The organism is Candidatus Nitrosoglobus terrae, from assembly GCF_002356115.1.
Taxonomy (GTDB): Bacteria; Pseudomonadota; Gammaproteobacteria; order Nitrosococcales; family Nitrosococcaceae; genus Nitrosoglobus; species Nitrosoglobus terrae.
In genome coordinates, this window is record NZ_AP014836.1 from 756,485 (window position 1) to 782,702 (window position 26,218).

Genomic DNA, 26,218 nt, shown 5'->3' on the forward strand with positions numbered 1-26,218 from the left:
GGTTATAAAATGACATTAGATATTTACGCATCAGATCAAGAAAAAGGCGAGGCTATAAAGCAGTGGTGGCGAGAAAGCGCTCGATGGATATTGTTAGGAATTATCATTGGATTATTAGCGCTTTTTGCTATCCGTAGCTGGACAAAATATAAGCATAACCGTGTTGTAGAGGCTTCGTCTCTCTATCAGCTTGTGCTGACTCAAAAGGATAATAACGAGATTTATAACAGTGCGAAACGAGTTATTGAAGCTTATAGTGATACGCCTTATGGATTATTTAGCATATTGGCACTAGCCAAGGAAGAGCAGTCTCGAGGTGATCTTAAAGCTGCTAGTTCCCATTTAGAGCAAGCATTAGAGCGTACGAAAAACCTAGAGCTTCAGCAAATTATATCTCTACGTGCTGCTCGTCTACTATTAGCAGAAGGTAACCCAGAGAAGTCCATAGCTACATTAGATAGGATTGATTCAGGGAATTTTGCTGCAGCTTACGCTGAGGTGCGCGGGGATTCTTATACAAAGCTTGGACGGCTACCAAAAGCAAGAATAGCTTACCAAGAGGCATTAGAGGGTTTTAAATTGCCAGATGAAAGATATCGGCAAATACTACAAATGAAGCTTGATAATATTGGCCAACCTTAATAAGGATATACTTCCTTAAAATTCTAAGCATAATTGTGATCATACGGATTTGATGTGGAAATACCCTCAAGTAAGTGGTACATGGATTAGACAGCTTTTTTTTACCCTACCTCTATTTTTAGGCTTAGGTGGGATTGGGTGCGATATGCTGCGCGAATATCTACCAGAATCTGATACTAGTGAGCCACCAATGGAGTTGGTGAAATTCTCTCCTGAGATTGCCGTTGAAGTTTTATGGTCTGCCAAGGTAGGAAAGGGGGGTAAGGATCACTATTTACAGCTCTCTCCTTTTGTTATTGATGATCGAATCATCATTGCTGATTATAGTGGCCAAGTAAGCGCTTTTAATGCTTCTACTGGAGAGCAGTTTTGGAAGCTCAAGCTAGATTTGGCTATTACGAGCGCTGGGGGTGGCGATGGTCTTATCATTCTAGGAACAGAAAATGGATTGGTTGAGGCACTAAATGGTGAGGAGGGATCAAAAGTTTGGCAGACTGATTTATCCAGCGAAATATTATCAACCCCTAGTGTTGATGATGGGGTTGTAGTTATTCGTTCTGTGGATGGTCTGGTTTATGGATTAGACGCCAGTAATGGCTCTCGATTATGGGTTTATCAATATAGTATTCCTACATTAACGCTTCGAGGAACCGCTGATCCTACAATTGCGGATGATAAGGTGATTGTTGGATTACCCGGTGGTAAGTTGGTTGCTCTATCTTTGAAAGACGGCCAACTGTTATGGGAACGAACGATTGTCGCTCCTCGCGGTAGAACTGAACTGGATCGGCTAGTGGATATTGATTCTAAGCCAATAGTAGATGGAGGGTATATTTATACCGTTACCTATAATGGCCGGATTGCCGCAGTATGGTTAGCAGACGGTGATATTTTCTGGACGAGAGAAATGTCATCCTATGCAGGCCTTAATGTAGAGGGAAATACTATTTATGTAACAGACACAGAAGATTATGTATGGGCATTAGAGAGTCGTACTGGTGCATCTCTTTGGCGCCAGTCTAAGCTGCTTAGGAGACGACTCACGGCTCCCATTCCCTATCAAAATTATATAGTTGTCGGTGATCTTGCGGGTTATCTTCATTGGCTGGCTAAAGATGATGGTCGTTTTGTAGCTCGCCTGCAAATAGGGAAGGCAGGAATTATTAATACTCCTTTAGTAGTAAATGATGTTTTATACGCTAATAGTGAAGAGGGTGTGTTGAAAGCTATTAAGATAGCCTCTGGATCAAAGGTGGACTCATAGACTCTTAATCCTCTTAAGGTAGGGAAGCCATCCTTAGTTTCTTGACATTACTCAGTCGATTTATAGGTTACGGTGTTTCTTTTAGATTCTATGTGACATATCCATATGAAAGCTGTTATTGCCTTAATTGGGCGCCCAAATGTTGGTAAATCCACTCTTTTTAACCGTCTTACCCGAAGTCGTGATGCTCTTGTTGCCGATCAACCTGGTGTGACTCGTGATCGGAAATATGGCATTGCCCATTGCGGAGAGCAAACATTTTTTGTAGTTGATACTGGAGGTATTACCGATCAAGGCTCCGAGATTGCGGGATTAATGTATGCGCAGACGCAGTTAGCGATAGAGGAAGCAGATATTATTTTATTTTTAGTGGATGGTCGTGAGGGGTTATCTGCATTAGATGAGACTATTGCCGATGAGCTACGCCATAGCCATAATAAATTACTGAAGCTAGTGGTCAACAAAGCTGAAAGGCAAGACAGAGAACTTATAGCCTCTGAATTTTATCGTTTAGGGCTAGGAGAACCCGCCATTATCTCAGCGCAGCAAGGCCAAGGGGTTGAGAGGATGGTACAAGATTTGTTAACCGCTTTACCTGCAATGGGAGGAAAAACAGATGAAATCCCCGCTAAAGGACTCCAATTTGCTGTTATTGGCCGCCCTAATGTAGGGAAATCAACGCTTGTTAATCGTCTTCTTGGTGAGGAGCGAGTTATTGCTTCTGAAGTGCCTGGTACTACAAGAGATAGCATCGCTATTCCTTTTTGCCGCCATGATAAGCCCTATACGTTAGTGGATACAGCTGGAATACGCCGTCGGTCAAAGGTCTTGGATGTACTAGAAAAATTCAGTATTGTTAAGGCTTTACAGGCCATAGCTGCGGCCCAAGTTGTGATCCTAGTGATTGATGCACGAGATAGCCTAGTAGATCAGGATTTGCATTTGGCTAGCTTAGCATTGGAAAGCGGGAAAGCAATAATTATTACCGTTAATAAATGGGATGGTTTATCACCCAATCAACGACAAGTGGTCACTTCAGATTTAGATAGACGGCTATCTTTTCTTGATTTTGCAAAAATACATTTTATTTCTGCTCTTCATGGCAGTGGTGTAGGCAATCTTTTCTCATCTATTGATGAAGCCTATCAATCAGCTAGCCGGCATCTTTCAACAGGTGAGCTTAATCAGGTTTTATCTGCTGCAATAGAGAGGCATCCTCTACCTGCAGTAAGAGGGAGACGGATTAAGCTTCGCTATGCTCATCAGGGAGGGCAGAATCCGCCTAAGATTATCATTCATGGTAATCAAACAGAATCAGTGCCTATCAGCTATAAGCGTTATCTTATTAGTTATTTTCGATCTGCTTTTTCACTAATAGGTACGCCGATAGCACTAGAATTTAGAACGGTAGAAAATCCTTTTAAAGGGCAAGCCAATCCCCTGACTCAACGCCAGCTACAAAAACGTAGGCGGCTTGTTCGTTTCCGTAAACATAAGGATAAATAGCGTAGCGGTGTATATAGGTGCTAAGATTTTCAAGATTTAATTGACGTGGAGTTGCTTATCTTGCTCAATTATGGCGTAGGCAGAGTGATTATGTATGGATTCAAAGTTCTCTGACTCTACTCTATACGCTAAGATCCGATCATCCGGATTTAAGCGCGCAGCGATATCACGTACCATATCCTCCACAAATTTTGGATTATCGTAAGCTTGTTCAGTGACGTATTTTTCATCTGGACGCTTAAGTAAGCTGTAGATCTCACAAGAAGCTTCTTCTTCCACTAGATCAATAATGTCCTCAATCCAGATAAAACCTTTTACTCGGGCTGTAACGGTGATATGAGATCTTTGATTGTGCGCTCCATAATCTGAGATTTTTTTTGAGCAGGGACAGAGACTGGTCACAGGGACTATAATTTTAATAACTACTTGCTGCTTATTTTGATTAGCTTCACCAATAAACGTGACTTGATAGTCCATTAAACTTTTAATTTTAGAAACAGGCGCTTGTTTGGCAATAAAGTAGGGAAAATCCATCTCTATATAGCCAGAATCAGCTTGAAGATAATAAGTCATTTCTTGAAGCATTTTTTTAAAAGATTGTATTGTAATCTCCCATTCTTGCTGGTTTAAAATTTCTATAAAACGAGACATATGCGTACCTTTTAAGTGATGAGGTAAGCCGACATACATATTAAAGTTAGCTACTGTATGCTGCCTCTCTCCACTACGGTCGCTAATACGTACTGGATGACGAATACCCTTAATCCCCACTTTATTAATAGCGATTTTTCGTTTATCAGCCTTTGCTTGCACATCTTCCATGGGCTGATCTCCTACTGCGACAATTTGACTTATCAAGGTTGATTCTCTTCTGTATAGCGTACACAAGCCCGTTCTGTTTCCCATAAGGTAATGGCACTTACCCGTACTTGCCCATTATTAATTTTTTTACTAAGGCTATGATAAAAAAAAGCGGCTAAATTTTCGGCAGTAGGATTAATTCGATCAAAGGGTGGAATCTCATTAAGATAGCGATGATCCAGCTGGGCACATAACGCTCGCGCGTGTCCCTTGACCGTCTTGAAATCCATCGCCATCCCTTGCTGATCTAGCACTTGGGCGGTAACCTCTACTTCTAGCTTCCAATTATGCCCATGCATACGTTGGCATTCTCCTGGATAGTTTCTTAAAGAATGGGCTGAAGCAAAATCAGTAAGGATTTTAAGTGTGTAAATTGCTGCCATTTTAATGCTGGAAGGTTAAGGATTAATAGTTGCGTGCCACGATAAAGTTAGCTAACCAGGCTAAACGTTCTGTCGGAGCCTCTATAGCTTGTAAGATCTGGTGCGCTTCTTCGAGTAAACCTTTGGCTCTTATTTTAGCCTGATCTAAGCCAAGTAAAGATGGATAAGTGGGTTTATCTCGGGCTAAATCAGATCCTTGAGGCTTGCCTAAAATAGCCGTATTACTTTCTACATCTAGAACATCATCCTGAATCTGAAAAGCTAGGCCAATGCATTGGGCAAATCGATCAAGATTTTCTAAGATACTTTGGCTGGCATTTGGACAGCATAAGGCTCCAAGTAAAACGCTAGCGCGGATCAACGCCCCTGTTTTAAGTTTATGCATGGCCTCCAATTCAGGGAGATTTAAGTATTTTCCCACCGACTCCAAATCAATAGCTTGGCCACCCGCCATTCCCCTAGATCCTGCGGCTTCTGCTAACAGGGCAAGCATTCTAATTTGGTTTTTTTCAGGAATGCCTAGAGCAGGATCTGAAAGTATCTGAAAAGCCAGCGATTGAAGTGCATCTCCTGTAAGAAGCGCAGTCGTCTCCCCAAATACTTTGTGACAGGTGGGATGTCCGCGTCGTAAATCGTCGTTATCCATGCTAGGTAGATCATCATGAACCAAAGAGTAAGCATGGATTAGTTCCACTGCAATAGCGGGTTTATCTAGGATTATTTCAGCCGCGCCTAAGGTAGCTCCAGTACTATAAACTAATAACGGACGCACCCGTTTGCCTTTACCTAAAACCGCATAGCGCATAGCTTCATGTAAATGCTTTGGTGGCAGAGTTGCTGAGGGAAGCGCCCGCTCTAGGGCTTGTTCAATACGATTTTGTAAATTCTTGAGCCAATTATCAGTGGATGATACGCTACTGTTCTTTGGGAAAGTCATTGATTTGGTCTTTTCCTTGCTTTTCCTGCAATATCTGGATTTTCTGCTCTGCATTACTAAGTGCTTCTTGGCAGAGACTCGCGAGTTTAATTCCCCGTTCGTATAATCGAAGAGATTCTTCTAGGTTGATACCCCCTTGCTCCATCTGTGAAACCAGTGTTTCTAATTCAGCAAGAGCAGCTTCAAAGTCAAGTTTATTGCGCTTAGTTACCATCTCACTTTAATCTTAAACCGATCGGGTAAACTAATTTAGGCCCTATTATTATCGTTAAGTGGTAAATTCTATGTTATATCACTAGAGCTGATCCTAGGCAAAGGCTAGGCTATACATATTTTGAAAATAAAAATTGTGTTATGGGTAAACTTATTAGAGGTTTATATAATCTGCGATCAGAGCATTTAGGTAGCGTGGCAACCATTGGTAATTTTGATGGGGTTCATTTAGGTCATGAAGCTGTGCTCAAGCAATTAGTTACTAAAGCAGCAGAGCTTCAAAGTCCATCGCTATTGATTACTTTTGAGCCTACACCTGATGAGTTTTTTATCTCAGAAGAAGCTCCTGCAAGATTAACTCGATTTCGAGAAAAGATTCAAAACCTCTGCCTATATTCAGTAAATTGGATCCTTTGTCTTCAGTTTAATCGCTCCTTAGCCGCAATGGAAGCTAAGGATTTTATTCGATCCGTATTAGTAGATCGATTGAGAATTCGTTACTTAGTTGCAGGAGATGATTTTCGTTTTGGCCGTGGCCGTCAAGGTAATTTTGCTTTACTGCAAGAGGCAGGGAGATATTATGGCTTTGAAGTGGCATATATGAATACTTTTTATCTAGAGAGTGAGCGAGTAAGCAGCACCCGTATTCGTAGCGTTTTAGCTCGTGGTGATTTTGCTGGAGCAGAAAAGCTTCTTGGGCGGCCTTATAGTATAAGTGGGCGTATTATTCAAGGAGATAAACGAGGACGAACACTGGGGTTTCCTACTGCTAATATAAGTTTACGTCGGCTTAAAATACCTTTTTACGGAGTTTTTGCTGTCGAAGTCTATGGGTTAGGAAAATTACCTTTACCTGGGGTTGCTAATCTAGGTATGCGGCCTACAGTTGAGGGGCGACGGCCTTTATTAGAAGTTCATCTCTTAAACTTTAAGGGAAATATCTACTATCATTATGTCCAAGTAGTTTTCCTTTATCAATTACGGCAAGAAGAGCGTTTTAATTCTTTATCTGCCTTATGTCAGCAAATTGAGAAGGATTGCGTAGCAGCAAAAAATTTCTTTGCTACCCGTTGAAACCTAATCTTAAGAGACATGAGTAAAATTGAGATCGTTTCATAGCGCTAAGATTTAATCGGGCTAGATCACTAAGTTACAGGGCTTGCTTGCAAGAAAACTATGGATGTTTTTAGCCACTTGTAGGACAAGATATTGGCGTGCCTCGTGGCTGCTCCAAGCGACATGAGGGGTAAGGATTAGGTTAGGGATATTGGGTGCAAATAAAGGATTACCTTGGTGAGGCGGTTCTTGGCTTAAAACATCTATTCCAGCGCCGCCAAGCTGACCTGCACATAAGGCATCAGCCAATGCCTGCTCATCTACAATTCCGCCTCTTGCGGTGTTGATAAGCAGCGCATTTGGGCGCATTAGCGCAAGTTCTTCACGGCCAATTAATCCAGTCGTCTCTTGTGTTAGCGGGCAGTGCACACTGAGTACATCCACCAGTGAGAGAAGATCTTTAAGCGGAATCCGCCCTGGTCTGCTGGGTGTATTTGCGCGCTGAGACACCAATATAGTCATACCGAAAGCAGTAGCAATTCGGGCTACTGCTCGACCTAGATCCCCATAACCGATAATACCGATCGTTTTCCCAGAAAGCTCTCGGCAAGGAAAATCAGGTACTGTAAAATAAGGACTGCGTTGCCAAATACCAGTGGTTATTGCTTGAGTAGTGGCGGTAAGATTTCGAGTTAGGCTCAGGATTAATGCAAACACATGTTCCACCACGGAAGCAGTACAGTAGCCTCGAACATTACATACGGCAATGCCGAGGCGATGTGCAGTTTCCAGATCTACATTATTGGTTCCAGTTGCAGCAATACAGATTAACTGTAGCTGAGAGGCTTGTTGTATAACTGATCCCGTCAGAATAGCTTTGTTAGTGACAACGACAGTAGCGTTCTGGATTCTATCAAGTATCTCACTGTCAGAGGAGCTATTTCCATAGTAAACCCATGGATGGATAGCCGCCTCTAGTGGTAAAAAATCTATATCATTTGGATGTAAAGTATCACGATCAAGGAATACAGCTAGCATACGTTTTTAATATTTGCTTTATATGATGGAATTATAGTTGTTATATTGACTTTTTAACTAAAAATTTAAAGGGCTAATTTAATTAATTATGCGCAATTACGCTTGTTTTGAGTATAAATCTTGCTTATATAGCAGTAGCGTTAGCTTATAATTTTCGATAGTGATAATAATATTGCGCTGTATGATTTATCTATGTTCTATAATAGGATGAAATAGGTACGGATAATAAGGCGATAGGATTAAGTTTGTTTATAAGGATACTAAGGTAAGTGACTAAAAAGCGGGTTTATAGGATTAAATTTATTAGCCAAGGAAAACTTTATGAGCTTTTTGCTCGGGAAGTAGGACAAAGTACTATGTATGGGTTTGTTGAGCTTGGAGAGATTATTTTTGGAGAAAAATCAGCAATGGTAGTTGATCCCTCTGAGGAGCACTTGAAAGCAGAGTTTGCAGGGGTAAAGCGAACTTATATTCCCATGCATTCAATCTTACGTATTGATGAAGTTAATAAGGAAGGGATCAACAAAATCACGGAGGTTACCAACACTGAAGGCAATATAGCCGTATTTCCTTCACCTTTGTATACCCCAGGAAAAGATAAAAAATAGAGAATAAAAAGTATAGTTAAACTTAGCCAGCGTTATAGAGAATTACGTTTCTCTTTCCTATGTTAGGCTGTGAGTAAATTCAATTTCATATAAGCTATGATTAAAGTTTATAGAACCTTAGAATTGTAGTCCTATCTCTGTTATTTTAACGGGAATAAGTCGATTATTTTTGCGACCATAGTGTGCTATAGGTTACACTGTTAAATAATCGTAACTGAATAGATCAGGGGGAACGATATGCTGGGTTTAGATACAGCTGATCTAAAAAAAGCAGAAAAAGGGATTAATAAAAACTATTTACCCTTGATGCTTCGTTATCAACAGGTACGTCAATTGAGCGAAAGACTGTGCCAACCCTTAGCTAGCGAAGATTATGTCATTCAGACTGTACCAGATGTTAGCCCGCCTAAATGGCATTTAGCCCATACCAGCTGGTTTTTTGAACAATTTATTTTAATCCCGAACCTAAAAGGTTACTCACCTTTCCACCCAATGTACGGCTATCTATTTAATTCTTATTATGAATCTGCTGGTCAATTTTGGCCTCGCTTCCAGCGAGGCCTTTTATCTCGGCCAACAGTGGCTGAGATTTATGAATATCGTCAGCATATAGATGAGAACATGGCCTCTTTAGCAATACAAATGGAGGCAAAGGAAGAATGGGAAACGCTAATAACTCCTTTGATTGAATTGGGAGTTAATCATGAGCAACAGCACCAAGAGTTACTACTGGCTGATCTTAAACATATTTTTGCTACTAACCCTTTACGCCCAGCCTACCAAAAGTTAGCTCGATCTGATCTAAAAGAAGGAGCGGAGATTAAAGGGCTAGATTGGTGTAAATTTAAAGGTGGCTTATTCTTTATAGGTCATGTTGGCAAGGATTTTGCTTACGATAATGAAGGACCCAGCCATCAAGTTTATCTACAACCTTTTCGTTTAGCTAGGCGGCTAATTACTAATGGTGAGTATTTAGCATTTATGGAAGCAGGCGGATATCAAGAACCTCGCTATTGGCTCTCTGATGGCTGGAGTTTTGCGCGTCAGCAGAACTGGCAAGCACCATTGTATTGGGAGCAACAGCATGAAAATTGGTGGTATATGACTTTAAATGGAATGCGGCCAGTGTGGAAAGAGGCTCCGGTATGCCATTTAAGCTATTATGAAGCTGATGCCTATGCGCGTTGGGTAGGTTATCGGCTGCCTACAGAAGCTGAGTGGGAGATGGCAGCTCAGACTCTGCCCTGTCAAGGAAATTTTTTGGATTCAGGGATGCTACAGCCATTGCCCGCGTCTATAATAGCAGGAGATACCTTGGATCAAGTTTTTGGAGATGTTTGGGAATGGACTGGAAGTCCTTACATACCTTATCCGGGTTATCAGCCACTATCAGGGGCTATGAGTGAGTATAATGGTAAGTTTATGTGTAACCAAATGATCTTGCGAGGGGGATCCTGTCTAAGTACTCGTGATCATTTACGCGCTTCTTATCGTAATTTCTTCCCTCCTCATAGCCGTTGGCAGTTTACAGGTCTTCGATTGGCGACAGATGCGTGAGCTTTACCCTTGCTAAGCGGCGGCGGAATGAACCCGCTTTCTATGATTACCACCCAGAACCTAGTCGATTTCGAGAAGATGTGCTATCAGGGCTGACAGGAAAGCAGCGACAGATCCCGCCTAAGTATTTTTATGATGAGCGAGGCTCTCGCCTATTTGATGCGATTTGCCAGTTACCTGAATATTATCCTACTCGTACTGAAATCAAGCTGTTGGAACGTTACGGGGCGGAAATGGCTCAGTGCATGGGTGAAGGTAGCATATTGGTAGAGTTTGGTAGTGGGAGTAGCCTGAAAATTCGTCTGCTTTTAGATGCATTACAGCCAGCTGCTTACTTGCCTATTGATATTTCAAGAAAACATTTATTGAATGCTGCTAGACGTTTGTCCCATGATTATCCAATGGTAGCTGTTCATGCTATTTGCGCTGATTATACGTGTCCTTTAGCTCTGCCTACATGCTTTATTAGCGGAGCTAAAACAGGTTTTTTTCCTGGATCGAGCATCGGTAATTTTGAGCCCTTGGAAGCGCTTCAGTTTCTTAAGCAAGTAGCCGCTTTACTAGGAAGGGGTAGTGGTTTACTTATAGGCGTAGATTTAAAAAAAGAGATAGCATTGCTTAATGCTGCTTATAATGATAGCCAAGGTATTACGGCTGCCTTTAGTTTAAATCTGTTGCAACGGATTAATCGAGAGTTAGAGGCTGATTTTGATCTGAGTGCCTTTGAACATCGTGCTTTTTACAATACGATTAAAGGGCGGGTGGAAATGCACCTCGTGAGCTGTAGAAGACAGATAGTAACGGTAAGTAATCAGCGCTTTGAATTTCAAGCAGAAGAAACCCTTCACATTGAAAATTCCTATAAATATAGTATCGAGGAATTTCAGCAACTGGCAAAAGTGGCAGGGTTTAAGCCTCAGCGAGTTTGGATAGATAAGGAATCTTTATTTAGCGTCCATTACTTATACCTTTAGCGCTGCTCTCTATTTCCTTTAAAAAATAAGCTAGAATAAACGCTTTTAACATTATCTTACTAGGACAGGCCATGTATAGCAAAGAAATGCGTATTGCCAATTATGATGAAGAGCTTGGGACTGCGTTGGCTGGCGAATTACGGCGACAGGAGGAGCATATTGAACTGATTGCTTCAGAGAACTACGTAAGCCCTCGGGTTTTAGAGGCTCAAGGTTCTGTGCTTACTAATAAATACGCTGAAGGTTACCCCAGAAAGCGGTATTACGGGGGGTGCGGATTCGTTGATATAGTAGAGCAATTAGCGATTGACCGAGCTAAAGCTTTGTTTGGAGCTGATTATGCTAATGTTCAGCCTCATTCTGGATCTCAAGCTAATGCTGCCGCTATGCTTGCGCTCTTGGATCCACATGATACGCTCATGGGAATGAGTCTTGCCCATGGTGGGCATTTAACTCATGGGGCTAAGGTTAATTTTTCTGGCAAGGTATTTAATGCTATTCAGTTTGGTATTAACCCAAATACGGGGTTTATTGATTATGATGAAGTAGAGCAGCTTGCAAAAGCCCATCGGCCTAAAATGATTATCGCTGGATTTACTGCTTATTCCCGGGTAGTCAATTGGCAACGGTTTCGAGAAATTGCCGATCAGGTAGGAGCTTATTTGTTAGCTGATATTGCGCATACGGCGGGGATGATCGCCGCTGGAATTTATCCCAGCCCGGTTCAGATTGCCGATATTACTACCAGTACTACCCATAAGACTTTGCGTGGCCCTCGATCTGGGTTGATTTTAGCCAAGGCAAACCCTGAAATTGAGAAAAAACTGAGCTCTATGGTGTTTCCAGGGATTCAGGGTGGGCCTTTAATGCATATTATTGCCGCTAAAGCAGTTGCATTTAAGGAGGCTATGGATCCGGTATTTAAAGATTATCAACAGCAGATAATACGTAATGCTCGTACTATGGCTGAGACTATTCAATCTCGTGGCTACAAGATTGTCTCTGGTGGAACAGACAGTCATTTGTTTTTAGTAGACCTTATTGATAAGGGTTTAACGGGTAAGGCCGCAGATGCAGCGCTAGGTCGAGCAAATATTACCGTGAATAAAAATGCAGTGCCTAATGATCCTCAGTCTCCCTTTGTAACAAGTGGAATTCGTATTGGAAGTCCCGCTATTACTACTCGCGGTTTTAAAGAACCCGAGGCTCGGGAGTTAGCGGGGTGGATCTGTAATGTGCTGGATAATATTGAAAATGAGGCTGTGATTGTGAGCACTAAGGAAAAAGTACTGGCGCTTTGCGCCCGTTTTCCGGTTTATAGTTAAAGAAGAGAAGTCCTGTAAAGCTGGAAATGCCAGCGTATAAGTATAAATTGTTGCAGGAGGAAAAGTTCCGAAGCAATATTTTTGCTTCTATGAAGGATAAACGATCCTCGAAGTAGGGCGCGATTGCTAGTCTATAAGTTAGGTCGATTGGCACTAATTTGTGAACGATAGTGTATATATGGCTCGGGCGCTCAAATTAGCTCGGCAGGGTTTATATACCACAGATCCTAATCCAAGGGTGGGCTGCGTGTTGGTGCGATCTGGCCAATGTGTAGGGGAAGGGTGGCATCAACAGACGGGTAATGCCCATGCGGAAATCAATGCCCTGCATCAAGCAGGCGCTCAGGCTCAAGGGGCTACTTGTTATGTCACTTTAGAGCCTTGTTGTCATCAGGGACGAACCCCCCCATGTACGGAGGCGCTGCTTAAAGCAGGTGTCAAACGTGTAGTGGCTGCTATGGAGGATCCTAATCCAAAAGTAGCCGGCCAAGGATTAGCACAGCTTAAGGCAGCTGGGATTCAAGTGGAGTGCGGGTTGCTACAGGAGGAAGCTCAGGCGCTTAATCGTGGCTTTATACAGCGGTTGCTTCAAGGTCGCCCTTGGGTTCGTTGTAAGTTAGCGATGAGCTTAGATGGGGCTACAGCGCTAGCTTCTGGTGAAAGCCAGTGGATTACTTCTCCGCCTGCTCGTCGTGATGTTCAGCGTTGGCGCGCTCAAAGTTCCGCTATTTTAACTGGAATTGGCACGGTACTTCGAGATAATCCCGCGCTTAATGTACGTTATGAAGAGTTGCCGAATGAGCTACTATCAGCCCCTGATCGCCAACCTTTGCGCATTATTTTAGATCGTAAGTTAGCTATTCCGGAAAGCGCTCGATTATTCTCGCTACCAGGGAAGATATTAATTGTTTGTGCTGATTCCTCTTTAGTAAAAGCAGAGCGATTGCGTCGTATGGGAGTAGAAGTGATAGCAATTCCAGCCACCCAGCAAGGCTTAGATCTTAAGGCTCTGATGGGAGTCCTAGCCCATCGAGAAATTAATGAGCTTCAAATAGAATGCGGTGCTCGATTGGCAGGGTCATTCCTTCAAGCTGGATTAATCGATGAATTGCTACTCTATATAGCCCCTAAAATTATGGGAGATGCTGCTTTGGGTTTATTCCGGTTACCTGGTATTCAGACTATGGATAATTGTATTGAGGTAGAAATAAAAGAAATCCGGGCAGTGGGGCGGGATTTGCGGCTATTAGCTAAAGTTAAATAAAACATAAACATGTTTACCGGAATTATAAAAGCTATCGGAGCCATGTTGGCGCTTCAAACCCAAGATAATGGGGTTAAGCTTCGAATTAGCAGTGGTAAATTAGATTTAGAAAAAATGGCTATCGGGGATAGTGTTGCTGTGAGCGGAGTTTGCTTAACAGTGGTTTATTTAACAGAAAATGCTTTTGAGTGTGATCTTTCTCAAGAAACCTTATCCCGCACTACTTTAGGAGATCTACAATTATGTAGCCAAGTTAACCTAGAGCCCGCCTTGACTCTAAAAGATCCTCTTGGTGGGCATTTGATCAGTGGGCACTGTGATGGTGTGGGTACGGTGCTTGAGCGCGTACCTGAGGGAGAGAGCGTACGTTTTTCTATCGCTGCTCCCGTAGCGCTTGCCCGATATATTGCTGAGAAAGGATCTATTGCTGTGGATGGGGTAAGCCTTACTGTAAATGCAGTACAGGATAATATATTTGAGGTCAATATTATTCCTCATACCTTACGGGCAACTACCTTAAATGAATACCAGCCAGGCCGAAAGATAAATCTAGAAGCCGATCTTTTAGCCCGTTATTTGGAGCGACTGCTACTTCATGATTCAATAGCGTCATCGCGGCGAAACATTGGGAAAATCCTCTTTGATCATCACAGTTCTGATTGCTAGCTTATTATGCCTTTAAGCAAGATAAAAGCTATTATCCAAGATATCCGCCAAGGAAAAATGGTGATTTTAATGGACGATGAAGGTCGAGAAAATGAAGGCGACCTGATGATGGCAGCCTCCAAGGTAACGGCCCAGGATATTAATTTTATGGCTCGTTATGGGCGCGGTCTTATTTGCCTTACCTTGACTGAGGAACGCTGTCGCCAGCTTCGGTTACCCTTGATGGTAGTAGATAATAATACTAAGCATAATACTAACTTTACCGTATCTATCGAAGCGGCAACAGGTATAACTACTGGAATTTCAGCCGTAGATCGAGCCCGTACTGTGCAGGCGGCAGTAGCGCCCGGGGCTAGGCCGGAAGATCTGGTTCAACCTGGGCATATTTTCCCTCTGATGGCGCGGCCGGGTGGAGTGCTAACTCGAACGGGTCATACTGAAGCTGGTTGTGATTTAGCACGGCTAGCGGGTCTGGAATCGGCAGCGGTTATTGTAGAAATCCTCAATGAAGATGGGACGATGGCTCGCCGGCCAGATTTAGAGGTTTTTGCTGAGCGTCACGGCCTGAAACTAGGCACGATAGCGGATCTGATTCATTATCGCTTGGAGCATGAACAATCAATAGCTAAAATAACAGAATGCAGCCTTCCTACAGCACAAGGAATATTTCGCCTTTTGGCTTACCAAGATCTAGTAGATCAGCAACTCCATTTTGCCTTGATCAGAGGGGAAATCGATCCTGAAGAGGCCATTTTAGTGCGAGTGCATATGGCTGATACTTTAGGTGATATCCTTCAGGTGCAGCGTAGTGATTGTGGTTGGCCGTTGCGAGATACCATGACTCGTATTGCTCAGGCTGGTACGGGGGTAGTGGTGATTTTGCGTAGACAGGAACCTGCTCATGAACTCATTGAGCGAATCCAAAACTATCGGCTAGAAGATCAGGGGGTTTCTTTGCCCCAGCAAGCCCCGGCGAATGATTTACGCACCTATGGTGTAGGTGCTCAGATCTTAAGGGATCTGGGTATACGCAGGATGCGGATTATGGGAGCACCAAAACGGATGCACGGGCTACCCGGATTTGATCTGGAAGTCGTGGAGTATGTTAGCTAGTTCTTCTACGGAAGCTACAGATCAAGCATTGAAGCAACGGCAATGGATTGCGGGAGTGGATGAAGTAGGACGAGGTCCGTTAGCTGGGCCTGTAGTTGCCGGAGCGGTTATTCTTGATCCAGAAAAACCCATCCTAGGGGTGCGAGATTCCAAGCAGCTCACCGCATCTGCTCGGGAACGTTTAGCGCCTATGATCCAAGAACAGGCGATTGCTTGGGCATTAGGTCGAGCTGAAGTTGAAGAAATTGATATCCTAAATATTTTTCAAGCCAGTCTCTTAGCCATGGCACGCGCTATTGCAGGTCTTGCCATTGTGCCTTCCCTCGTATTAGTGGATGGTAAACACTGCCCGCCTACGCCTTATCCTGTTCGTGCCATTATTAAAGGAGATCAAAAAATTATAGCTATTAGTGCGGCTGCTATCGTGGCCAAAGTGGCTCGCGATGAAGAAATGATTGCTTTGGATCAACACTACCCCGGCTATGGCTTTAAAGCCCATAAAGGCTATCCCACCCGCGCCCATTTAGCTGCTTTGGAACGGTTAGGGCCTTGCCCGCTCCATCGGCGATCTTTTCGCCCCATAAAACAATATCTTTAATCAAATACCATGAGTCGCCTCTCTCAGGTGCAAAGGATTGCTCAATGGCTTATGGCTCATCCACAAGAACGGTTTACGGCGCGGCAGCTGGCAGAAAATATTGTTTCCCGCTATCCAGAGGATTATGAAGATAAACGGATAAATTCTAGGTTTATTAACAATAATGCTTTTATTAGCCAAATCGTAGCCGAGATCGGTAGTCAAAAGAATGGAATTGCCCGTTGTCATCAAGGTATCCGTTGGCAAGATAAACCTAGGCCCCGAGTGTATTGGTTTGATCCTGATCCAAATTTATCCCCGATGTCCATTACTGAGATTGAAGATGAGGACAGCGGGGAAGATGCACCGATTATTCGAGAGAGTGCAAGTTTAACCGAACGGGATTTATATCCGTTGCTTATGCAATATCTTAAAGCTCAACAGCTCTATTGTATGCGTATTGATGAAAAGCGCTCTAAAAATCAACGAGGTAACGGAGGTAATCATTGGCTTCATCCTGATATGGTAGCGATGCAGCCGGTAGCTAAAAATTGGCATGAGCTGGTGCGTACCTGCGTATTGAAGGGGGGAGGGCAAAGCGTGCGCTTATGGGCATTTGAGGTAAAAAAAGAGTTGAATCGAAGTACGGTGCGCCAATATTTCTTCCAAGCAGTGAGTAATTCTAGCTGGGCGAATGAAGGTTATCTGGTAGGTACGGAAATAAGTGGCGACGGTACGGAGGAGGAGCTGCGGATTCTGTCTGCGTTACACGGTATTGGGGTAATGATTCTTGATACAAAAAATCCTACTGAAAGTGAAATTATGCTTCCAGCAAGGGCTAAGCTTGAAATTGATTGGCATTCCGTAAATCGCTTAGTAGCAGAAAATGAAGATATGAAAGAGTTCGTTGACTTGGTATCTACTTATTATGAAACTGGGCGGCTTAGATCTAAGGATTGGAACAGAATTAACTAAAGTGTTTATCCATCGCCTTTCTGGCGTTTTGTATGCTTATCCTTATTTTTATTATTTGTGAAGATTTAACCCATGTCATTAGCAGAATTTACCCGAGAGATTGAGAAAAGAAGAACTTTCGCTATTATTTCCCACCCGGATGCGGGTAAAACCACTTTAACCGAAAAGTTACTGCTGTTTGGCGGCGCTATTCAGCTTGCCGGTACAGTAAAGGCCCGTAAGTCAGCTCGCCATGCGACTTCTGACTGGATGGAGCTGGAAAAGCAGCGAGGAATTTCGGTGACTTCATCGGTGATGCAGTTTCCTTATCAGCACTGCATTATCAATTTACTGGATACCCCGGGCCATGCTGATTTTTCAGAGGATACCTATCGGACGTTAACGGCGGTAGATTCAGCGTTAATGGTCATTGATAGCGCTAAAGGGGTGGAGGAGCGGACCATTAAGCTGATGGAAGTTTGTCGCCTGCGTAATACGCCTATTTTAACGTTTATTAACAAACTCGATCGAGAGGGACGAGATCCTATTGATCTCTTAGATGAAATTGAGCAAGTGTTAGATATCCAGTGCGCCCCCGTGACTTGGCCGATTGGTATGGGAAAGCGTTTTAAGGGGATTTTTCATTTAATTCATAATCACATTCATCTATTTAGCCCGACTCATAGTGGCAAGATTAAAACCGGAGAGCAGATCCAAGGGTTAGTTAATCCCCGTCTTGACGAGCTATTAGGCAGCCAGGCGGAAGAGCTGCGGGAAGAAATTGGACTGGTACAAGGGGCTAGCCATACGTTTAATCAAGAATCCTTTCTGGCAGGTGAGCTTACGCCTGTATTTTTTGGCTCCGCTATGAATAATTTTGGAGTTGAAGAGTTACTGAATGCTTACGTGGAGTATGCGCCAGCGCCGCAAGATCGGAAAACAACAACACGTAAAGTTGCTCCTAATGAGTCAAAATTTAGTGGCTTCGTCTTTAAAATTCAGGCCAATATGGATCCTCAGCACCGAGATCGGATTGCTTTTCTGCGGGTTTGCTCTGGTAGTTATCAGAAAGGAATGCGATTGCGCCATGTACGCTTGGAGCGAGAAATACAGATAGCTAACGCCTTAACGTTTATGGCAGGAGAGCGAGAGCAGGCAGAGGAGGCTTACCCTGGGGATATTATTGGCCTTCATAACCATGGAACAATTCAAATCGGCGATACTTTTAGCCAAGGGGAGGCGTTGCAATTTACCGGAATTCCTCATTTTGCGCCAGAGCTTTTTCGTCGAGTGCGACTGAAAGATCCTTTGCGAATGAAAGCGTTGCTTAAAGGGCTACAGCAACTTAGTGAGGAGGGGGCAACTCAATTATTTCGGCCCCTCATGGGTAATGATCTGATTTTAGGTGCAGTGGGCGTACTACAGTTTGATGTGGTCGCTCATCGGCTCAAGCATGAATACAATGTGGATTGTGGTTATGAGAATGTAAATGTCATTACTGCCCGTTGGATCAGTAGTAATGATTCAAAGCGGCTTGGTGAATTTCGTACTAAAGCGGCTATTAATTTAGCTTTAGATGGTGCTGGAGATCTGACTTACCTAGCTCCTACGCGGGTTAATTTAGATCTCACCATGGAACGTTGGCCGGAGATTACTTTTCATGCTATTCGTGAGCATAGCCATGGAGTTGAAGGAGCAGATATAGCCGCTGTTGGCGTAGGTTTTTGATACGTTAATCTTCCCCAAATTTCAACGTTTTATGGCATTGCGATCTCACTAGGCTGAATTCATCATGATAAAGCAGAAGGCAGTTTTTTTTATTTTAGGGCTGGTATTTTTGGGAATACCCCCCCTCTGGGCTGAAGAAATTCACCATCAATTACAGGTTCATCTTGATCCAGAAACCCATTACCTAAAAGTGACAGATACCATTACTTTACCAAAGAGCTACACTTCTCCGGTGGCTTTTCGGCTTCACGCCCATCTTAATCCGCGTATTACAAGTTCTGGAATACGGCTTCAACTGTTGAAGCAAAGTGAATTTATAGAGGATTATACTCTTGAATTCCCAGCCCAAACTCATCAGCTTACTTTAGCGTATGAAGGGGAAATCTTTCATCCTATTGCCCCAATTAGTGAGGAGTACGCCCATAGCTTCAGCGCCTCACCGGGGCTGATAAGCCCAGAAGGGGTTTTTCTTGCGGGAGGAAGTTTCTGGTATCCCCACTTTGCGACGGATGATCTGATAGATTTTTCTTTAACGGTTCAGTTACCCTCAGAATGGCGCTCGGTAAGTCAAGGAATGCGAGCTAAACGGGCGACAGATGGAGAGGGTACTGAGGAAATATGGAAAATAGATCACCCTCAGGAGGAAATTTATCTGTTAGCAGGGCGCTTTACGGAATATCAGGATAAAACCGGTCAAGTGGAGGCTATGGTATTTCTACGCCAACCGGATTCTGCCCTCGCTCATAAATATTTAGCCGCTACCGGTCAATATATTGATATGTATCGCCAGCTGATCGGCCCTTACCCCTATGGTAAATTTGCCTTAGTAGAAAATTTCTGGGAAACCGGCTATGGCATGCCTTCTTTTACCTTGCTGGGGCCACAGGTTATTCGCTTTCCTTTTATCCTCCAATCTTCCTACCCTCATGAGATTCTTCATAATTGGTGGGGAAATGGAGTCTATGTGGATTATGCCCATGGCAATTGGTCTGAGGGGCTTACCAGTTATTTAGCGGATCATTTGCTCAAAGAACAGCAGCATCAGGGCATAGAGTATCGACGGGAAACCCTGCAAAAATATACCGACTATGTACAGGGCGAGCGGGATTTCCCTTTAACTGAATTTCGCGGCCGGCATAGTGCCGTTACCCAGGCCGTGGGTTATGGTAAAACCTTGATGCTGTTCCATATGCTTCGCCAGCAGTTAGGTGACTCAGCTTTTATTAAAGGACTACAGCAGCTGTATCGCCAAAACCTATTCCAAGTCACTAGCTTTGATGGGGTGGAGCAAGTCTTTAATCAAGTGAGTAACCAATCATTAGCGCCTTTTTTTAAGCAATGGGTAGATCGTACCGGAGCGCCTTTTTTACAGGTGCATGAGGCGCAAGTTAAGCCAGTGGAGGGAAAATATCTTTTAACTGCTACGATTGAGCAGCTCCAATCGGGTGAAGCTTATCAATTGGAATTGCCTCTAGTGATTTATCTGGAAGGGGTCAGTGAAGCTTACCAAACCTGGGTGTCTATGACGGAGAAAACCTATTCGCTTAAACTAACCTTACCCGCCCGCCCGTTACGCTTAGAGGTAGACCCTCAATTTGATTTATTTCGGCGATTACATCGTAATGAAATTCCTCCAGCCCTGAGTCAGGCTTTTGGAGCCGATCGGGCTTTGGCGATATTGCCTTCCCAAGCGCCTGCTCCAATTCAGGAAGGCTATGGAAAACTCATTCGCCAATGGCAGCGTGAGGGAAGGAATATTAAGATCATGAAGGATGATTCTTTGGCTAAATTACCCACTGAGCAGACGGTATGGCTATTTGGATGGGAGAATCGATTTCGTTCAGTATTTAACGAATCTCTTGCAGGTTATAGTTATAAAGCCGCTGAAGATAGCATAGATATTGAAGGAAATACGCTTCGTCGGGATGAGCACTCAGTAGTAGTGACTACCCGTCATCGAGATAATCCCGATCATGCCTTTGCTTGGGTGGCTACGGATAAGGTAGCAGCCATGCCTGGGTTAGCCCGTAAGCTTCCTCACTATGGTAAGTACAGCTATTTGGGCTTTACGGGTACCGATCCTGAAAATGTGATAAAAGGCCAATGGCCAGTGATTAACTCACCGATGTCAATAGAGCTGATTAAGGATCATGCGCCTATAAAAGCTAAGCTTCCTGTAAGCAAACCTTTGATAGCACTTCCACCGCTTTTTAACGCCCAGCGGATGGTACAGGATATTGCTTATCTCTCTGATCCCAAATTAGCAGGTCGCGGGCTGGGTACACCAGAACTAGAGCAAGCGGCTGATTATATTGCAAGAGAGTTTCAAGCTGCAGGACTGAAGCCAGCTGTAGGTGGAAATTATGCTCAGATTTGGACGCAAAAAATTAACGGACTAGCACAACCCGTTGCGATTCGTAATGTGGTGGGCGTGTTTCTTGGCACCGATTTTACTTTGCCTGCAGTAGTAATAGGCGCGCATTACGATCATTTGGGCCGAGGATGGCCAGATGTTCATCAAGAAGATGAAGGTAAGATTCATCCTGGCGCGGATGATAATGCCAGTGGTATTGGGGTCATGCTTGAATTAGCGCGAATTATGGGACCTCATTGGCAATCTAAACGCAGTGTCATCTTTGTTGCTTTTACCGCCGAAGAGGCTGGAAGATTGGGATCTATTCATTATGTACAAGAATTAGGCGATCATCCTGAAAAATCTATTATGACTATGATTAATTTGGATACGGTAGGCCGTCTGGGATCAGGTCATTTGCTGGTGCTTGCTGCTAACTCTGCTCGGGAATGGGGGGCTATCTTTCAAGGAGCAGGTTTTGTTACAGGCATTCCGGTCGATATTGCTGTTAATAACATTGCCTCAACAAGCGATCAGGCCAGTTTTCTCGAGGTAGGAATTCCAGCGGTACAACTTTTTACCGGTGCCCATGAAGATTACCATCGCCCTACCGATACGGTGGATAAGATTGATTCTACAGGGTTGATTAAAGTAGCTTCCGTATTAAAAGAGGCGGTGGAGTATCTGACTACTCGTGTTGAGCCATTAACTTCTAAAAAAATTTTAGCGCAGCAGGAAGACTTAAATAATAAACCGCAATTATTAGGACGAAAGATAACGCTAGGCACAATACCCGATTTTACTTGGGCTAGAAAAGGGGTTCGTCTTTCGGGGGTGACTCCAGGTACGCCGGCAGATAAAGCGGGATTACAGAAGAACGATATTATTGTTGGGATTAATAATAAGGCCATTAATACTTTAACAGATCTGGCTAATGTGCTTCGTACCTTAAAGGAAGGGGATTCTGTAGTTATTAGCTTTTTGCGCGGCCCGCAAGAGCAGATGGTCGCGACCCATGTGATTGCACGATAATTTTGGAGATAAAGTAATGGAGAAAATAAAAGGTATCGCCCTAGGATTTTTGGTAATAACCCTAGGAATAAATGCTGGGACTACCTTAGCAGACTCTATGGATAGCCAAAGTAAGGATCTACGTTATTCGGGGGAAAACCATCTCACCCATCTTCGTCAGCTCACTTTCGGGGGTGAAAATGCGGAGGCTTATTTTTCTTTTGATGGTAGTGAGCTGATTTTTCAATCAACCCGTGATGATTTAAAATGCGATGCCATTTTTCGTATGAATACTGATGGTAGCCATGTACGTATGGTTTCTTCAGGCAAGGGAACGACGACCTGCTCATTTATTGCTCCAGATAATAAATCCATTATTTACGCTTCTACCCATCTGGCGAGTGATCAGTGCCCTCCTAAACCAGATTATTCGCAGGGTTATGTGTGGCCGGTACATAAAGGTTATGATATTTTTCGAGCCGATCCTGATGGCAGCCATCTAGTACGCTTAACCAATACCCTAGGATATGATGCTGAGGATGTTTATTCACCTTTAGGGGATAAGATTGTTTTTACCTCAGTACGCTCAGGCGATTTAGAGCTTTTTATGATGAACCCAGATGGCGGTGATGTAGAACAGCTTACCCATGAGCTTGGCTATGATGGCGGTGCTTTCTTCTCTTATGATGGACAATGGATTGTTTGGCGGGCTTCTCGTCCTAAGGGCGAGGCGCTGAAAGATTACCAAAAACTACTTAGCCAAGGATTGGTTCGCCCCGGTAATTTAGAAATTTATATTATGAACTTAAAGGATCGTAAGCCCATTCAACTGACGAATAATGGCGCTGCTAATTTTGGCCCGTATTGGCATCCAGATGGTAAGCATATTATTTTTTCCTCTAATTTACGGGATCCCACAGGTCGTAATTTTGATTTATTTCTGATCAATGTGGATACTAAGAAAGTTGAACAGGTGACTCATTACCTTGGGTTTGATGGTTTTCCCATGTTCTCCCATGACGGGAAAAAACTTGTATTCTCTTCAAATCGTAACGGTAAAGTACAAGGGGAAACCAACGTGTTTATAGCCGATTGGCAGCCGTAATTGTAGATAGAAGATATTTAATGTATAAAAAAAACCCCCGCAAATACCGGGGGTTATAAAAGAAAGGAGAGGCATATAACTAAAACTGTAACGATCTTCTAAGGGGTACACTTGGGGAAGTTGATGATCTTAGAAGTTATCGTATTAAGGCTAGAATATCATTTTTATGGACTCAATAAAGAGCCACAATAACTATTTTGTATGAGTCCATAAAATTCTATATCTAAAAAACCCTTAATATAAAAACCTTTTAAAAGAGCATGATAGTAACTAAAAGAACTATTAATAGGTTAGCCTTGATTCTTAAATCGGCATCTATAGCGTATTCTTTAGCAAATAGTTTATTTAGGAGAGCGCTTTAATTTGCTTAATAGTCTCTAAAGGGCTGTTATAGTCGATATGAAGCGGGTAACAATGTTGTAATTGCTTTAAAATTAAGCTTGGAAATCCAGTCGCGCCTAGTGTTTGACTAAGCTGAATTTCCCAAGTAAGCGCTGCGTGTGTTTCAGGGGAATTTAAATCATTTATGAACTGTATTCTGTCCAGCCCTAAATCAACTGCTAGAGAGATAAGAGTAGCATCATCAGAAGGATTACGAGCCTGAAGATAATAAGCCCGTTGGATCTGCAGAATCATGGCCTCTTCAAATACTTTTCCTTGTTTGATAGCAGCAATTACAGCTCGACAAGCGGGATAAGTAGAGCGGCGAGGGTGGCATTTATCCCAGAAATCAAAATTAAATTCAGTGCGAGGGACTTCTTTTTGGATTTTCTTCCAAATACCTTGAATTTTTTGCTGTAAAGTAAGCGGCATAGGTTCTTCTGTATCAGGCGCAAGACCTCCTAGCACATACTGAATGGAGATATTAGCAGGAAGCCTTATTTTGATCCCCTGCCAGGTTGGGCGAAACGCCCAACACCAGCTACACATGGGATCATGGATGTAATAAAGGATGCTATCCATAGCTAATAAATACTCTGCTAGGTTACTTCCTATTACTCTTTTTTAATGGGTAATCCATTCGGGTAGTAATACGATACAGTTAGGGTTAAAACCTTGGTTTTTTAGGGTATTAATTTGCTTAATAGCTTTACCTTCTTTTAAGTCAATCACGGTAATTGAACCATCACGCATCTGGGGTAAATTAATAAAACTATTTTGTACAAAAGCATAATGTCCATCTGGAGAAAAACCTACATGATGGGCACCCGCCGCAGTAGGAATAGCTTTTATTAATTTAGGTGCTTGGGGATCTTTAATATCAAAAATATTGAAATAACCTGGGTTTGCAGTAGTAATAACTAACTGGTTTTCCTTAGGATTAGGATATATTTCTAAAGGTACTTTTTGCTTTAAAGGAGCAAAATCTATGACCTGCTGGAAATTAAACTCTTTTTTACTAGGTTCCCAAACCGCTGACCATGTTGTTCCCTCTAACCAGTTGTTTATATAAGCAAGGGGTGGGTTACTGTTGGGAACAAAAATAGCTTCTACGGGTGCAGCTCCTGCTGGAGAAGGTTTATGAGAGACCTTATGGGTAGAGAGTATTTTGCCTGTACTGGCTTCAATGACAGTCACTACTTCTCCTGGCTCTTTTCCATCTGGACGGATCGTATTTGTCGCTAAGATACGATCAATTTTCTCATTTAAATCTAATCCGTGGGGATAACGGAGATAAGGTGTTCCAGAAGCAGGGGTTTCAATGGTTTTAATAGATTTATCTGTTGTAGCATCTCCAACTACAATCGTGCTAGAACCCATACAACTTAAATACCAAGTTTTATTATCTTCCGTAAAAACCATATCTTCCTGTACTTGACAGGTGGGTGTTTCCACCGTTTTCATCCGATAGGGAAATTGAGCCATATCTAGAATATGCAGCGTACTTTTTCCAAGGGCAGTAATATAGGCTTTACTTAAGTCTTGGTTATAGAAAATATGGTGTGCAACCAGATCATGGGGTAAAGGAATATCCATAATCATCTTACCGAAATTGGCAGATTGGGGATCTACATCGATAATTGCTAATCCTTCTTTACGCACTGGATTATCTGGTTTTGATTCATAGTTAAGCATCGCTAAAATTTCCCCATGGGCGAGAGGAATTAGAGAAATTAAAGCCACTAAGCTACAAGCCAGCATATGAAAAGAGAGAAAGGAATGTCTTTTCTGCATAGGAAATCTCCTTAGGTTTTACTCAATATACATTTTTACTAGCTAAAATTAAATTGTTCCTATATTTTTAAAAATATATAGGGTTGTAAAGGGTCGTTTTTAATTATAAATAGACTAAATTATTCGTTTTAGCATAGTTTTCGTTTTCGTGAGTTCAAACTATGAAAGCCTATCAACTCAGATTTTATCCGACATCTCGCCAAAGAAAACAGCTGGCTAAAGAGTTTAATGCCTGCTGGTATGTGTGGAACTGGGCATTAAGAACTCGTAGCGATGCTTACAAAGCGTGTAAAGAGTCCTTAACCGTGAGGCGCATGGGAATTAAAGCTTGTGGACTAGCAGACAAACCGGAAGCTTGTTTAGTATAAGCTAAATGAGAATACGGGCTAGGATGAAGCAAGAAAAACGCAGCAAGGGAAGTAGCAGGGAGGCTGTTAGCAGGGCGCATCTAGCCCTTGTGATCGTGAAGCGTCAGCCGTCGGCTTCGAAGAATTTATGGTTAAATTTTAAAGACATATGCTCTATTTAGTGAATTTAAGCTGTATTATTTAATATGTATTATAAATACATCTAATGAAAAAATTTACTTTAAACCGGATCCGAAATGAAATTATTATTGCACTGCATGAGGTTGTTGAGCCTGTCGTTGGGGTTAATATTGTTGATTTAGGTCTTATTTACAATGTGCAAATACGAGAATGCTGCATTATTGTTAGGATGACGATGACAAAATCTGCCTGTGCTTTACAGACTTCTATTAGCACTGAAGTTAAAGCAGTGATTCAGCGCCGTTTGCCTGAGATTACAGAGGTATGTGTAGAATTAGTATGGGATCCTCCTTGGCATCCAGAAAAGATGTCTGAACGAGCTAAACGCCAGCTAGGTTGGTTTGGTCGATAGTAATCATT

The 26,218-nt window shown here is 42.8% G+C and carries 25 protein-coding genes; 18 read left to right on the top strand and 7 right to left on the bottom strand.

Features of this window, described 5'->3' with window-relative positions:
* Nucleotides 1–9: 9 nt before the first annotated feature.
* The 3 genes from TAO_RS03695 (at nucleotide 10) to der (ending at nucleotide 3,412) form a co-directional block, all read left to right on the top strand.
* Entirely contained in the window at nucleotides 10–642 is a 633-nt protein-coding gene (locus tag TAO_RS03695; RefSeq protein WP_096526676.1) for a YfgM family protein, read from the top strand.
* A gap of 52 nt (nucleotides 643–694) precedes the next feature.
* Nucleotides 695–1,906: an outer membrane protein assembly factor BamB gene (gene bamB, locus TAO_RS03700; protein WP_096526677.1), complete on the top strand. Its 1,212-nt coding sequence runs from the start codon at nucleotides 695–697 to the stop codon at nucleotides 1,904–1,906.
* Between the two features lie 105 nt (nucleotides 1,907–2,011).
* The gene (gene der, locus TAO_RS03705) at nucleotides 2,012–3,412 is read left to right on the top strand and encodes a ribosome biogenesis GTPase Der (RefSeq protein ID WP_096526678.1); all 1,401 of its coding nucleotides are present in this window, start codon (nucleotides 2,012–2,014) and stop codon (nucleotides 3,410–3,412) included.
* 36 nt (nucleotides 3,413–3,448) lie between these two features.
* On the opposite strand, the gene folE2 is transcribed toward der, so the two are convergent.
* Genes folE2 through TAO_RS03725 form a run of 4 tightly spaced genes read right to left on the bottom strand, consistent with a single transcriptional unit; the run spans nucleotide 3,449 to nucleotide 5,807 of the window.
* On the bottom strand, nucleotides 3,449–4,234 hold the full coding sequence (gene folE2 / locus TAO_RS03710) for a GTP cyclohydrolase FolE2 (protein ID WP_408607630.1): 786 nt from the start codon (nucleotides 4,232–4,234) through the stop codon (nucleotides 3,449–3,451).
* Between the two features lie 32 nt (nucleotides 4,235–4,266).
* On the bottom strand, nucleotides 4,267–4,656 hold the full coding sequence (gene queD, locus TAO_RS03715; RefSeq protein WP_096526679.1) for a 6-carboxytetrahydropterin synthase QueD: 390 nt from the start codon (nucleotides 4,654–4,656) through the stop codon (nucleotides 4,267–4,269).
* Between the two features lie 22 nt (nucleotides 4,657–4,678).
* The gene (gene ispA, locus TAO_RS03720) at nucleotides 4,679–5,593 is read right to left on the bottom strand and encodes a (2E,6E)-farnesyl diphosphate synthase (RefSeq protein ID WP_096526680.1); all 915 of its coding nucleotides are present in this window, start codon (nucleotides 5,591–5,593) and stop codon (nucleotides 4,679–4,681) included.
* Complete coding sequence (locus TAO_RS03725; RefSeq protein ID WP_096526681.1) at nucleotides 5,571–5,807, bottom strand: exodeoxyribonuclease VII small subunit; 237 nt, start codon at nucleotides 5,805–5,807, stop codon at nucleotides 5,571–5,573. The genes ispA and TAO_RS03725 overlap by 23 nt, the downstream gene beginning before the upstream one ends.
* Nucleotides 5,808–5,947: 140 nt before the next feature.
* On the opposite strand from TAO_RS03725, the gene ribF reads away from it, so the two are divergent.
* Nucleotides 5,948–6,880 (top strand): bifunctional riboflavin kinase/FAD synthetase, encoded by a 933-nt coding sequence (ribF, locus tag TAO_RS03730; RefSeq protein ID WP_096526682.1) that lies wholly within the window; start codon nucleotides 5,948–5,950, stop codon nucleotides 6,878–6,880.
* Between the two features lie 63 nt (nucleotides 6,881–6,943).
* Here ribF and TAO_RS03735 read toward each other — a convergent pair whose 3' ends face one another.
* Nucleotides 6,944–7,900 (bottom strand): 2-hydroxyacid dehydrogenase, encoded by a 957-nt coding sequence (locus TAO_RS03735; RefSeq protein ID WP_096526683.1) that lies wholly within the window; start codon nucleotides 7,898–7,900, stop codon nucleotides 6,944–6,946.
* A gap of 269 nt (nucleotides 7,901–8,169) precedes the next feature.
* On the opposite strand from TAO_RS03735, the gene TAO_RS03740 reads away from it, so the two are divergent.
* The 12 genes from TAO_RS03740 to TAO_RS03795 all read left to right on the top strand — a co-directional run bounded on the left by TAO_RS03740 (nucleotide 8,170) and on the right by TAO_RS03795 (nucleotide 23,135).
* Nucleotides 8,170–8,508 carry a DUF1820 family protein gene (locus tag TAO_RS03740; protein ID WP_096526684.1) on the top strand — a complete coding sequence of 113 codons (339 nt, stop codon included), beginning with the start codon at nucleotides 8,170–8,172 and terminating at the stop codon, nucleotides 8,506–8,508.
* Nucleotides 8,509–8,814: 306 nt separating this feature from the next.
* Nucleotides 8,815–10,065 (top strand): ergothioneine biosynthesis protein EgtB, encoded by a 1,251-nt coding sequence (egtB, locus tag TAO_RS03745; protein ID WP_408607631.1) that lies wholly within the window; start codon nucleotides 8,815–8,817, stop codon nucleotides 10,063–10,065.
* Nucleotides 10,062–11,039: an L-histidine N(alpha)-methyltransferase gene (egtD, locus tag TAO_RS03750; RefSeq protein WP_096526686.1), complete on the top strand. Its 978-nt coding sequence runs from the start codon at nucleotides 10,062–10,064 to the stop codon at nucleotides 11,037–11,039. The genes egtB and egtD overlap by 4 nt, the downstream gene beginning before the upstream one ends.
* A 71-nt stretch (nucleotides 11,040–11,110) precedes the next feature.
* The gene (gene glyA / locus TAO_RS03755) at nucleotides 11,111–12,364 is read left to right on the top strand and encodes a serine hydroxymethyltransferase (protein WP_096526687.1); all 1,254 of its coding nucleotides are present in this window, start codon (nucleotides 11,111–11,113) and stop codon (nucleotides 12,362–12,364) included.
* Nucleotides 12,365–12,524: 160 nt separating this feature from the next.
* Nucleotides 12,525–13,628 (top strand): bifunctional diaminohydroxyphosphoribosylaminopyrimidine deaminase/5-amino-6-(5-phosphoribosylamino)uracil reductase RibD, encoded by a 1,104-nt coding sequence (gene ribD / locus TAO_RS03760; protein WP_408607619.1) that lies wholly within the window; start codon nucleotides 12,525–12,527, stop codon nucleotides 13,626–13,628.
* Between the two features lie 9 nt (nucleotides 13,629–13,637).
* The gene (locus TAO_RS03765) at nucleotides 13,638–14,294 is read left to right on the top strand and encodes a riboflavin synthase (RefSeq protein ID WP_096526689.1); all 657 of its coding nucleotides are present in this window, start codon (nucleotides 13,638–13,640) and stop codon (nucleotides 14,292–14,294) included.
* 6 nt (nucleotides 14,295–14,300) lie between these two features.
* Nucleotides 14,301–15,407, top strand: a complete 1,107-nt coding sequence (gene ribBA / locus TAO_RS03770; protein ID WP_096526690.1) for a bifunctional 3,4-dihydroxy-2-butanone-4-phosphate synthase/GTP cyclohydrolase II — start codon at nucleotides 14,301–14,303, stop codon at nucleotides 15,405–15,407.
* On the top strand, nucleotides 15,397–16,005 hold the full coding sequence (gene rnhB / locus TAO_RS03775) for a ribonuclease HII (RefSeq protein WP_096526691.1): 609 nt from the start codon (nucleotides 15,397–15,399) through the stop codon (nucleotides 16,003–16,005). Before ribBA ends, rnhB begins: the two co-directional genes overlap by 11 nt.
* 9 nt (nucleotides 16,006–16,014) lie before the next feature.
* Nucleotides 16,015–16,959 carry a COG2958 family protein gene (locus TAO_RS03780; RefSeq protein ID WP_096526692.1) on the top strand — a complete coding sequence of 315 codons (945 nt, stop codon included), beginning with the start codon at nucleotides 16,015–16,017 and terminating at the stop codon, nucleotides 16,957–16,959.
* A 72-nt stretch (nucleotides 16,960–17,031) separates the two neighbouring features.
* On the top strand, nucleotides 17,032–18,666 hold the full coding sequence (locus TAO_RS03785; RefSeq protein WP_096526693.1) for a peptide chain release factor 3: 1,635 nt from the start codon (nucleotides 17,032–17,034) through the stop codon (nucleotides 18,664–18,666).
* A gap of 64 nt (nucleotides 18,667–18,730) precedes the next feature.
* Nucleotides 18,731–22,051, top strand: coding sequence for a M20/M25/M40 family metallo-hydrolase (locus tag TAO_RS03790; RefSeq protein ID WP_096526694.1), 3,321 nt, complete (start codon nucleotides 18,731–18,733; stop codon nucleotides 22,049–22,051).
* 16 nt (nucleotides 22,052–22,067) lie between these two features.
* Nucleotides 22,068–23,135, top strand: coding sequence for a TolB family protein (locus TAO_RS03795; RefSeq protein WP_096527742.1), 1,068 nt, complete (start codon nucleotides 22,068–22,070; stop codon nucleotides 23,133–23,135).
* 345 nt (nucleotides 23,136–23,480) lie between these two features.
* Here TAO_RS03795 and TAO_RS03800 read toward each other — a convergent pair whose 3' ends face one another.
* On the bottom strand, nucleotides 23,481–24,098 hold the full coding sequence (locus tag TAO_RS03800; protein ID WP_096526695.1) for a DsbA family protein: 618 nt from the start codon (nucleotides 24,096–24,098) through the stop codon (nucleotides 23,481–23,483).
* 42 nt (nucleotides 24,099–24,140) lie between these two features.
* Nucleotides 24,141–25,310 carry a YncE family protein gene (locus TAO_RS03805; protein WP_096526696.1) on the bottom strand — a complete coding sequence of 390 codons (1,170 nt, stop codon included), beginning with the start codon at nucleotides 25,308–25,310 and terminating at the stop codon, nucleotides 24,141–24,143.
* A gap of 161 nt (nucleotides 25,311–25,471) precedes the next feature.
* Here TAO_RS03805 and TAO_RS03810 point away from each other — a divergent pair, with 161 nt between their 5' ends.
* Together TAO_RS03810 and TAO_RS03815 are read left to right on the top strand one after the other, a co-directional pair.
* On the top strand, nucleotides 25,472–25,678 hold the full coding sequence (locus TAO_RS03810; protein WP_096526697.1) for a helix-turn-helix domain-containing protein: 207 nt from the start codon (nucleotides 25,472–25,474) through the stop codon (nucleotides 25,676–25,678).
* 205 nt (nucleotides 25,679–25,883) lie between these two features.
* The gene (locus TAO_RS03815; protein WP_096526698.1) at nucleotides 25,884–26,210 is read left to right on the top strand and encodes a metal-sulfur cluster assembly factor; all 327 of its coding nucleotides are present in this window, start codon (nucleotides 25,884–25,886) and stop codon (nucleotides 26,208–26,210) included.
* Nucleotides 26,211–26,218 lie beyond the last annotated feature (8 nt).

What these genes read in the sequence shown, in the direction of transcription:
- TAO_RS03805 (WP_096526696.1), bottom strand. Translation starts at nt 25,310, where the DNA reads ATGCAGAAAAGACATTCCTTTCTCTCTTTTCATATGCTGGCTTGTAGC.
- TAO_RS03795 (WP_096527742.1), top strand. Translation starts at nt 22,068, where the DNA reads ATGGAGAAAATAAAAGGTATCGCCCTAGGATTTTTGGTAATAACCCTA.
- TAO_RS03780 (WP_096526692.1), top strand. Translation starts at nt 16,015, where the DNA reads ATGAGTCGCCTCTCTCAGGTGCAAAGGATTGCTCAATGGCTTATGGCT.
- ribBA (WP_096526690.1), top strand. Translation starts at nt 14,301, where the DNA reads ATGCCTTTAAGCAAGATAAAAGCTATTATCCAAGATATCCGCCAAGGA.
- queD (WP_096526679.1), bottom strand. Translation starts at nt 4,656, where the DNA reads ATGGCAGCAATTTACACACTTAAAATCCTTACTGATTTTGCTTCAGCC.
- der (WP_096526678.1), top strand. Translation starts at nt 2,012, where the DNA reads ATGAAAGCTGTTATTGCCTTAATTGGGCGCCCAAATGTTGGTAAATCC.
- TAO_RS03695 (WP_096526676.1), top strand. Translation starts at nt 10, where the DNA reads ATGACATTAGATATTTACGCATCAGATCAAGAAAAAGGCGAGGCTATA.
- rnhB (WP_096526691.1), top strand. Translation starts at nt 15,397, where the DNA reads ATGTTAGCTAGTTCTTCTACGGAAGCTACAGATCAAGCATTGAAGCAA.
- ribF (WP_096526682.1), top strand. Translation starts at nt 5,948, where the DNA reads ATGGGTAAACTTATTAGAGGTTTATATAATCTGCGATCAGAGCATTTA.
- TAO_RS03810 (WP_096526697.1), top strand. Translation starts at nt 25,472, where the DNA reads ATGAAAGCCTATCAACTCAGATTTTATCCGACATCTCGCCAAAGAAAA.
- bamB (WP_096526677.1), top strand. Translation starts at nt 695, where the DNA reads ATGTGGAAATACCCTCAAGTAAGTGGTACATGGATTAGACAGCTTTTT.
- TAO_RS03725 (WP_096526681.1), bottom strand. Translation starts at nt 5,807, where the DNA reads ATGGTAACTAAGCGCAATAAACTTGACTTTGAAGCTGCTCTTGCTGAA.
- ispA (WP_096526680.1), bottom strand. Translation starts at nt 5,593, where the DNA reads ATGACTTTCCCAAAGAACAGTAGCGTATCATCCACTGATAATTGGCTC.
- TAO_RS03735 (WP_096526683.1), bottom strand. Translation starts at nt 7,900, where the DNA reads ATGCTAGCTGTATTCCTTGATCGTGATACTTTACATCCAAATGATATA.
- glyA (WP_096526687.1), top strand. Translation starts at nt 11,111, where the DNA reads ATGTATAGCAAAGAAATGCGTATTGCCAATTATGATGAAGAGCTTGGG.
- TAO_RS03785 (WP_096526693.1), top strand. Translation starts at nt 17,032, where the DNA reads ATGTCATTAGCAGAATTTACCCGAGAGATTGAGAAAAGAAGAACTTTC.
- TAO_RS03800 (WP_096526695.1), bottom strand. Translation starts at nt 24,098, where the DNA reads ATGGATAGCATCCTTTATTACATCCATGATCCCATGTGTAGCTGGTGT.
- TAO_RS03790 (WP_096526694.1), top strand. Translation starts at nt 18,731, where the DNA reads ATGATAAAGCAGAAGGCAGTTTTTTTTATTTTAGGGCTGGTATTTTTG.
- egtB (WP_408607631.1), top strand. Translation starts at nt 8,815, where the DNA reads ATGCTTCGTTATCAACAGGTACGTCAATTGAGCGAAAGACTGTGCCAA.
- TAO_RS03815 (WP_096526698.1), top strand. Translation starts at nt 25,884, where the DNA reads ATGAAAAAATTTACTTTAAACCGGATCCGAAATGAAATTATTATTGCA.
- folE2 (WP_408607630.1), bottom strand. Translation starts at nt 4,234, where the DNA reads ATGGAAGATGTGCAAGCAAAGGCTGATAAACGAAAAATCGCTATTAAT.
- TAO_RS03765 (WP_096526689.1), top strand. Translation starts at nt 13,638, where the DNA reads ATGTTTACCGGAATTATAAAAGCTATCGGAGCCATGTTGGCGCTTCAA.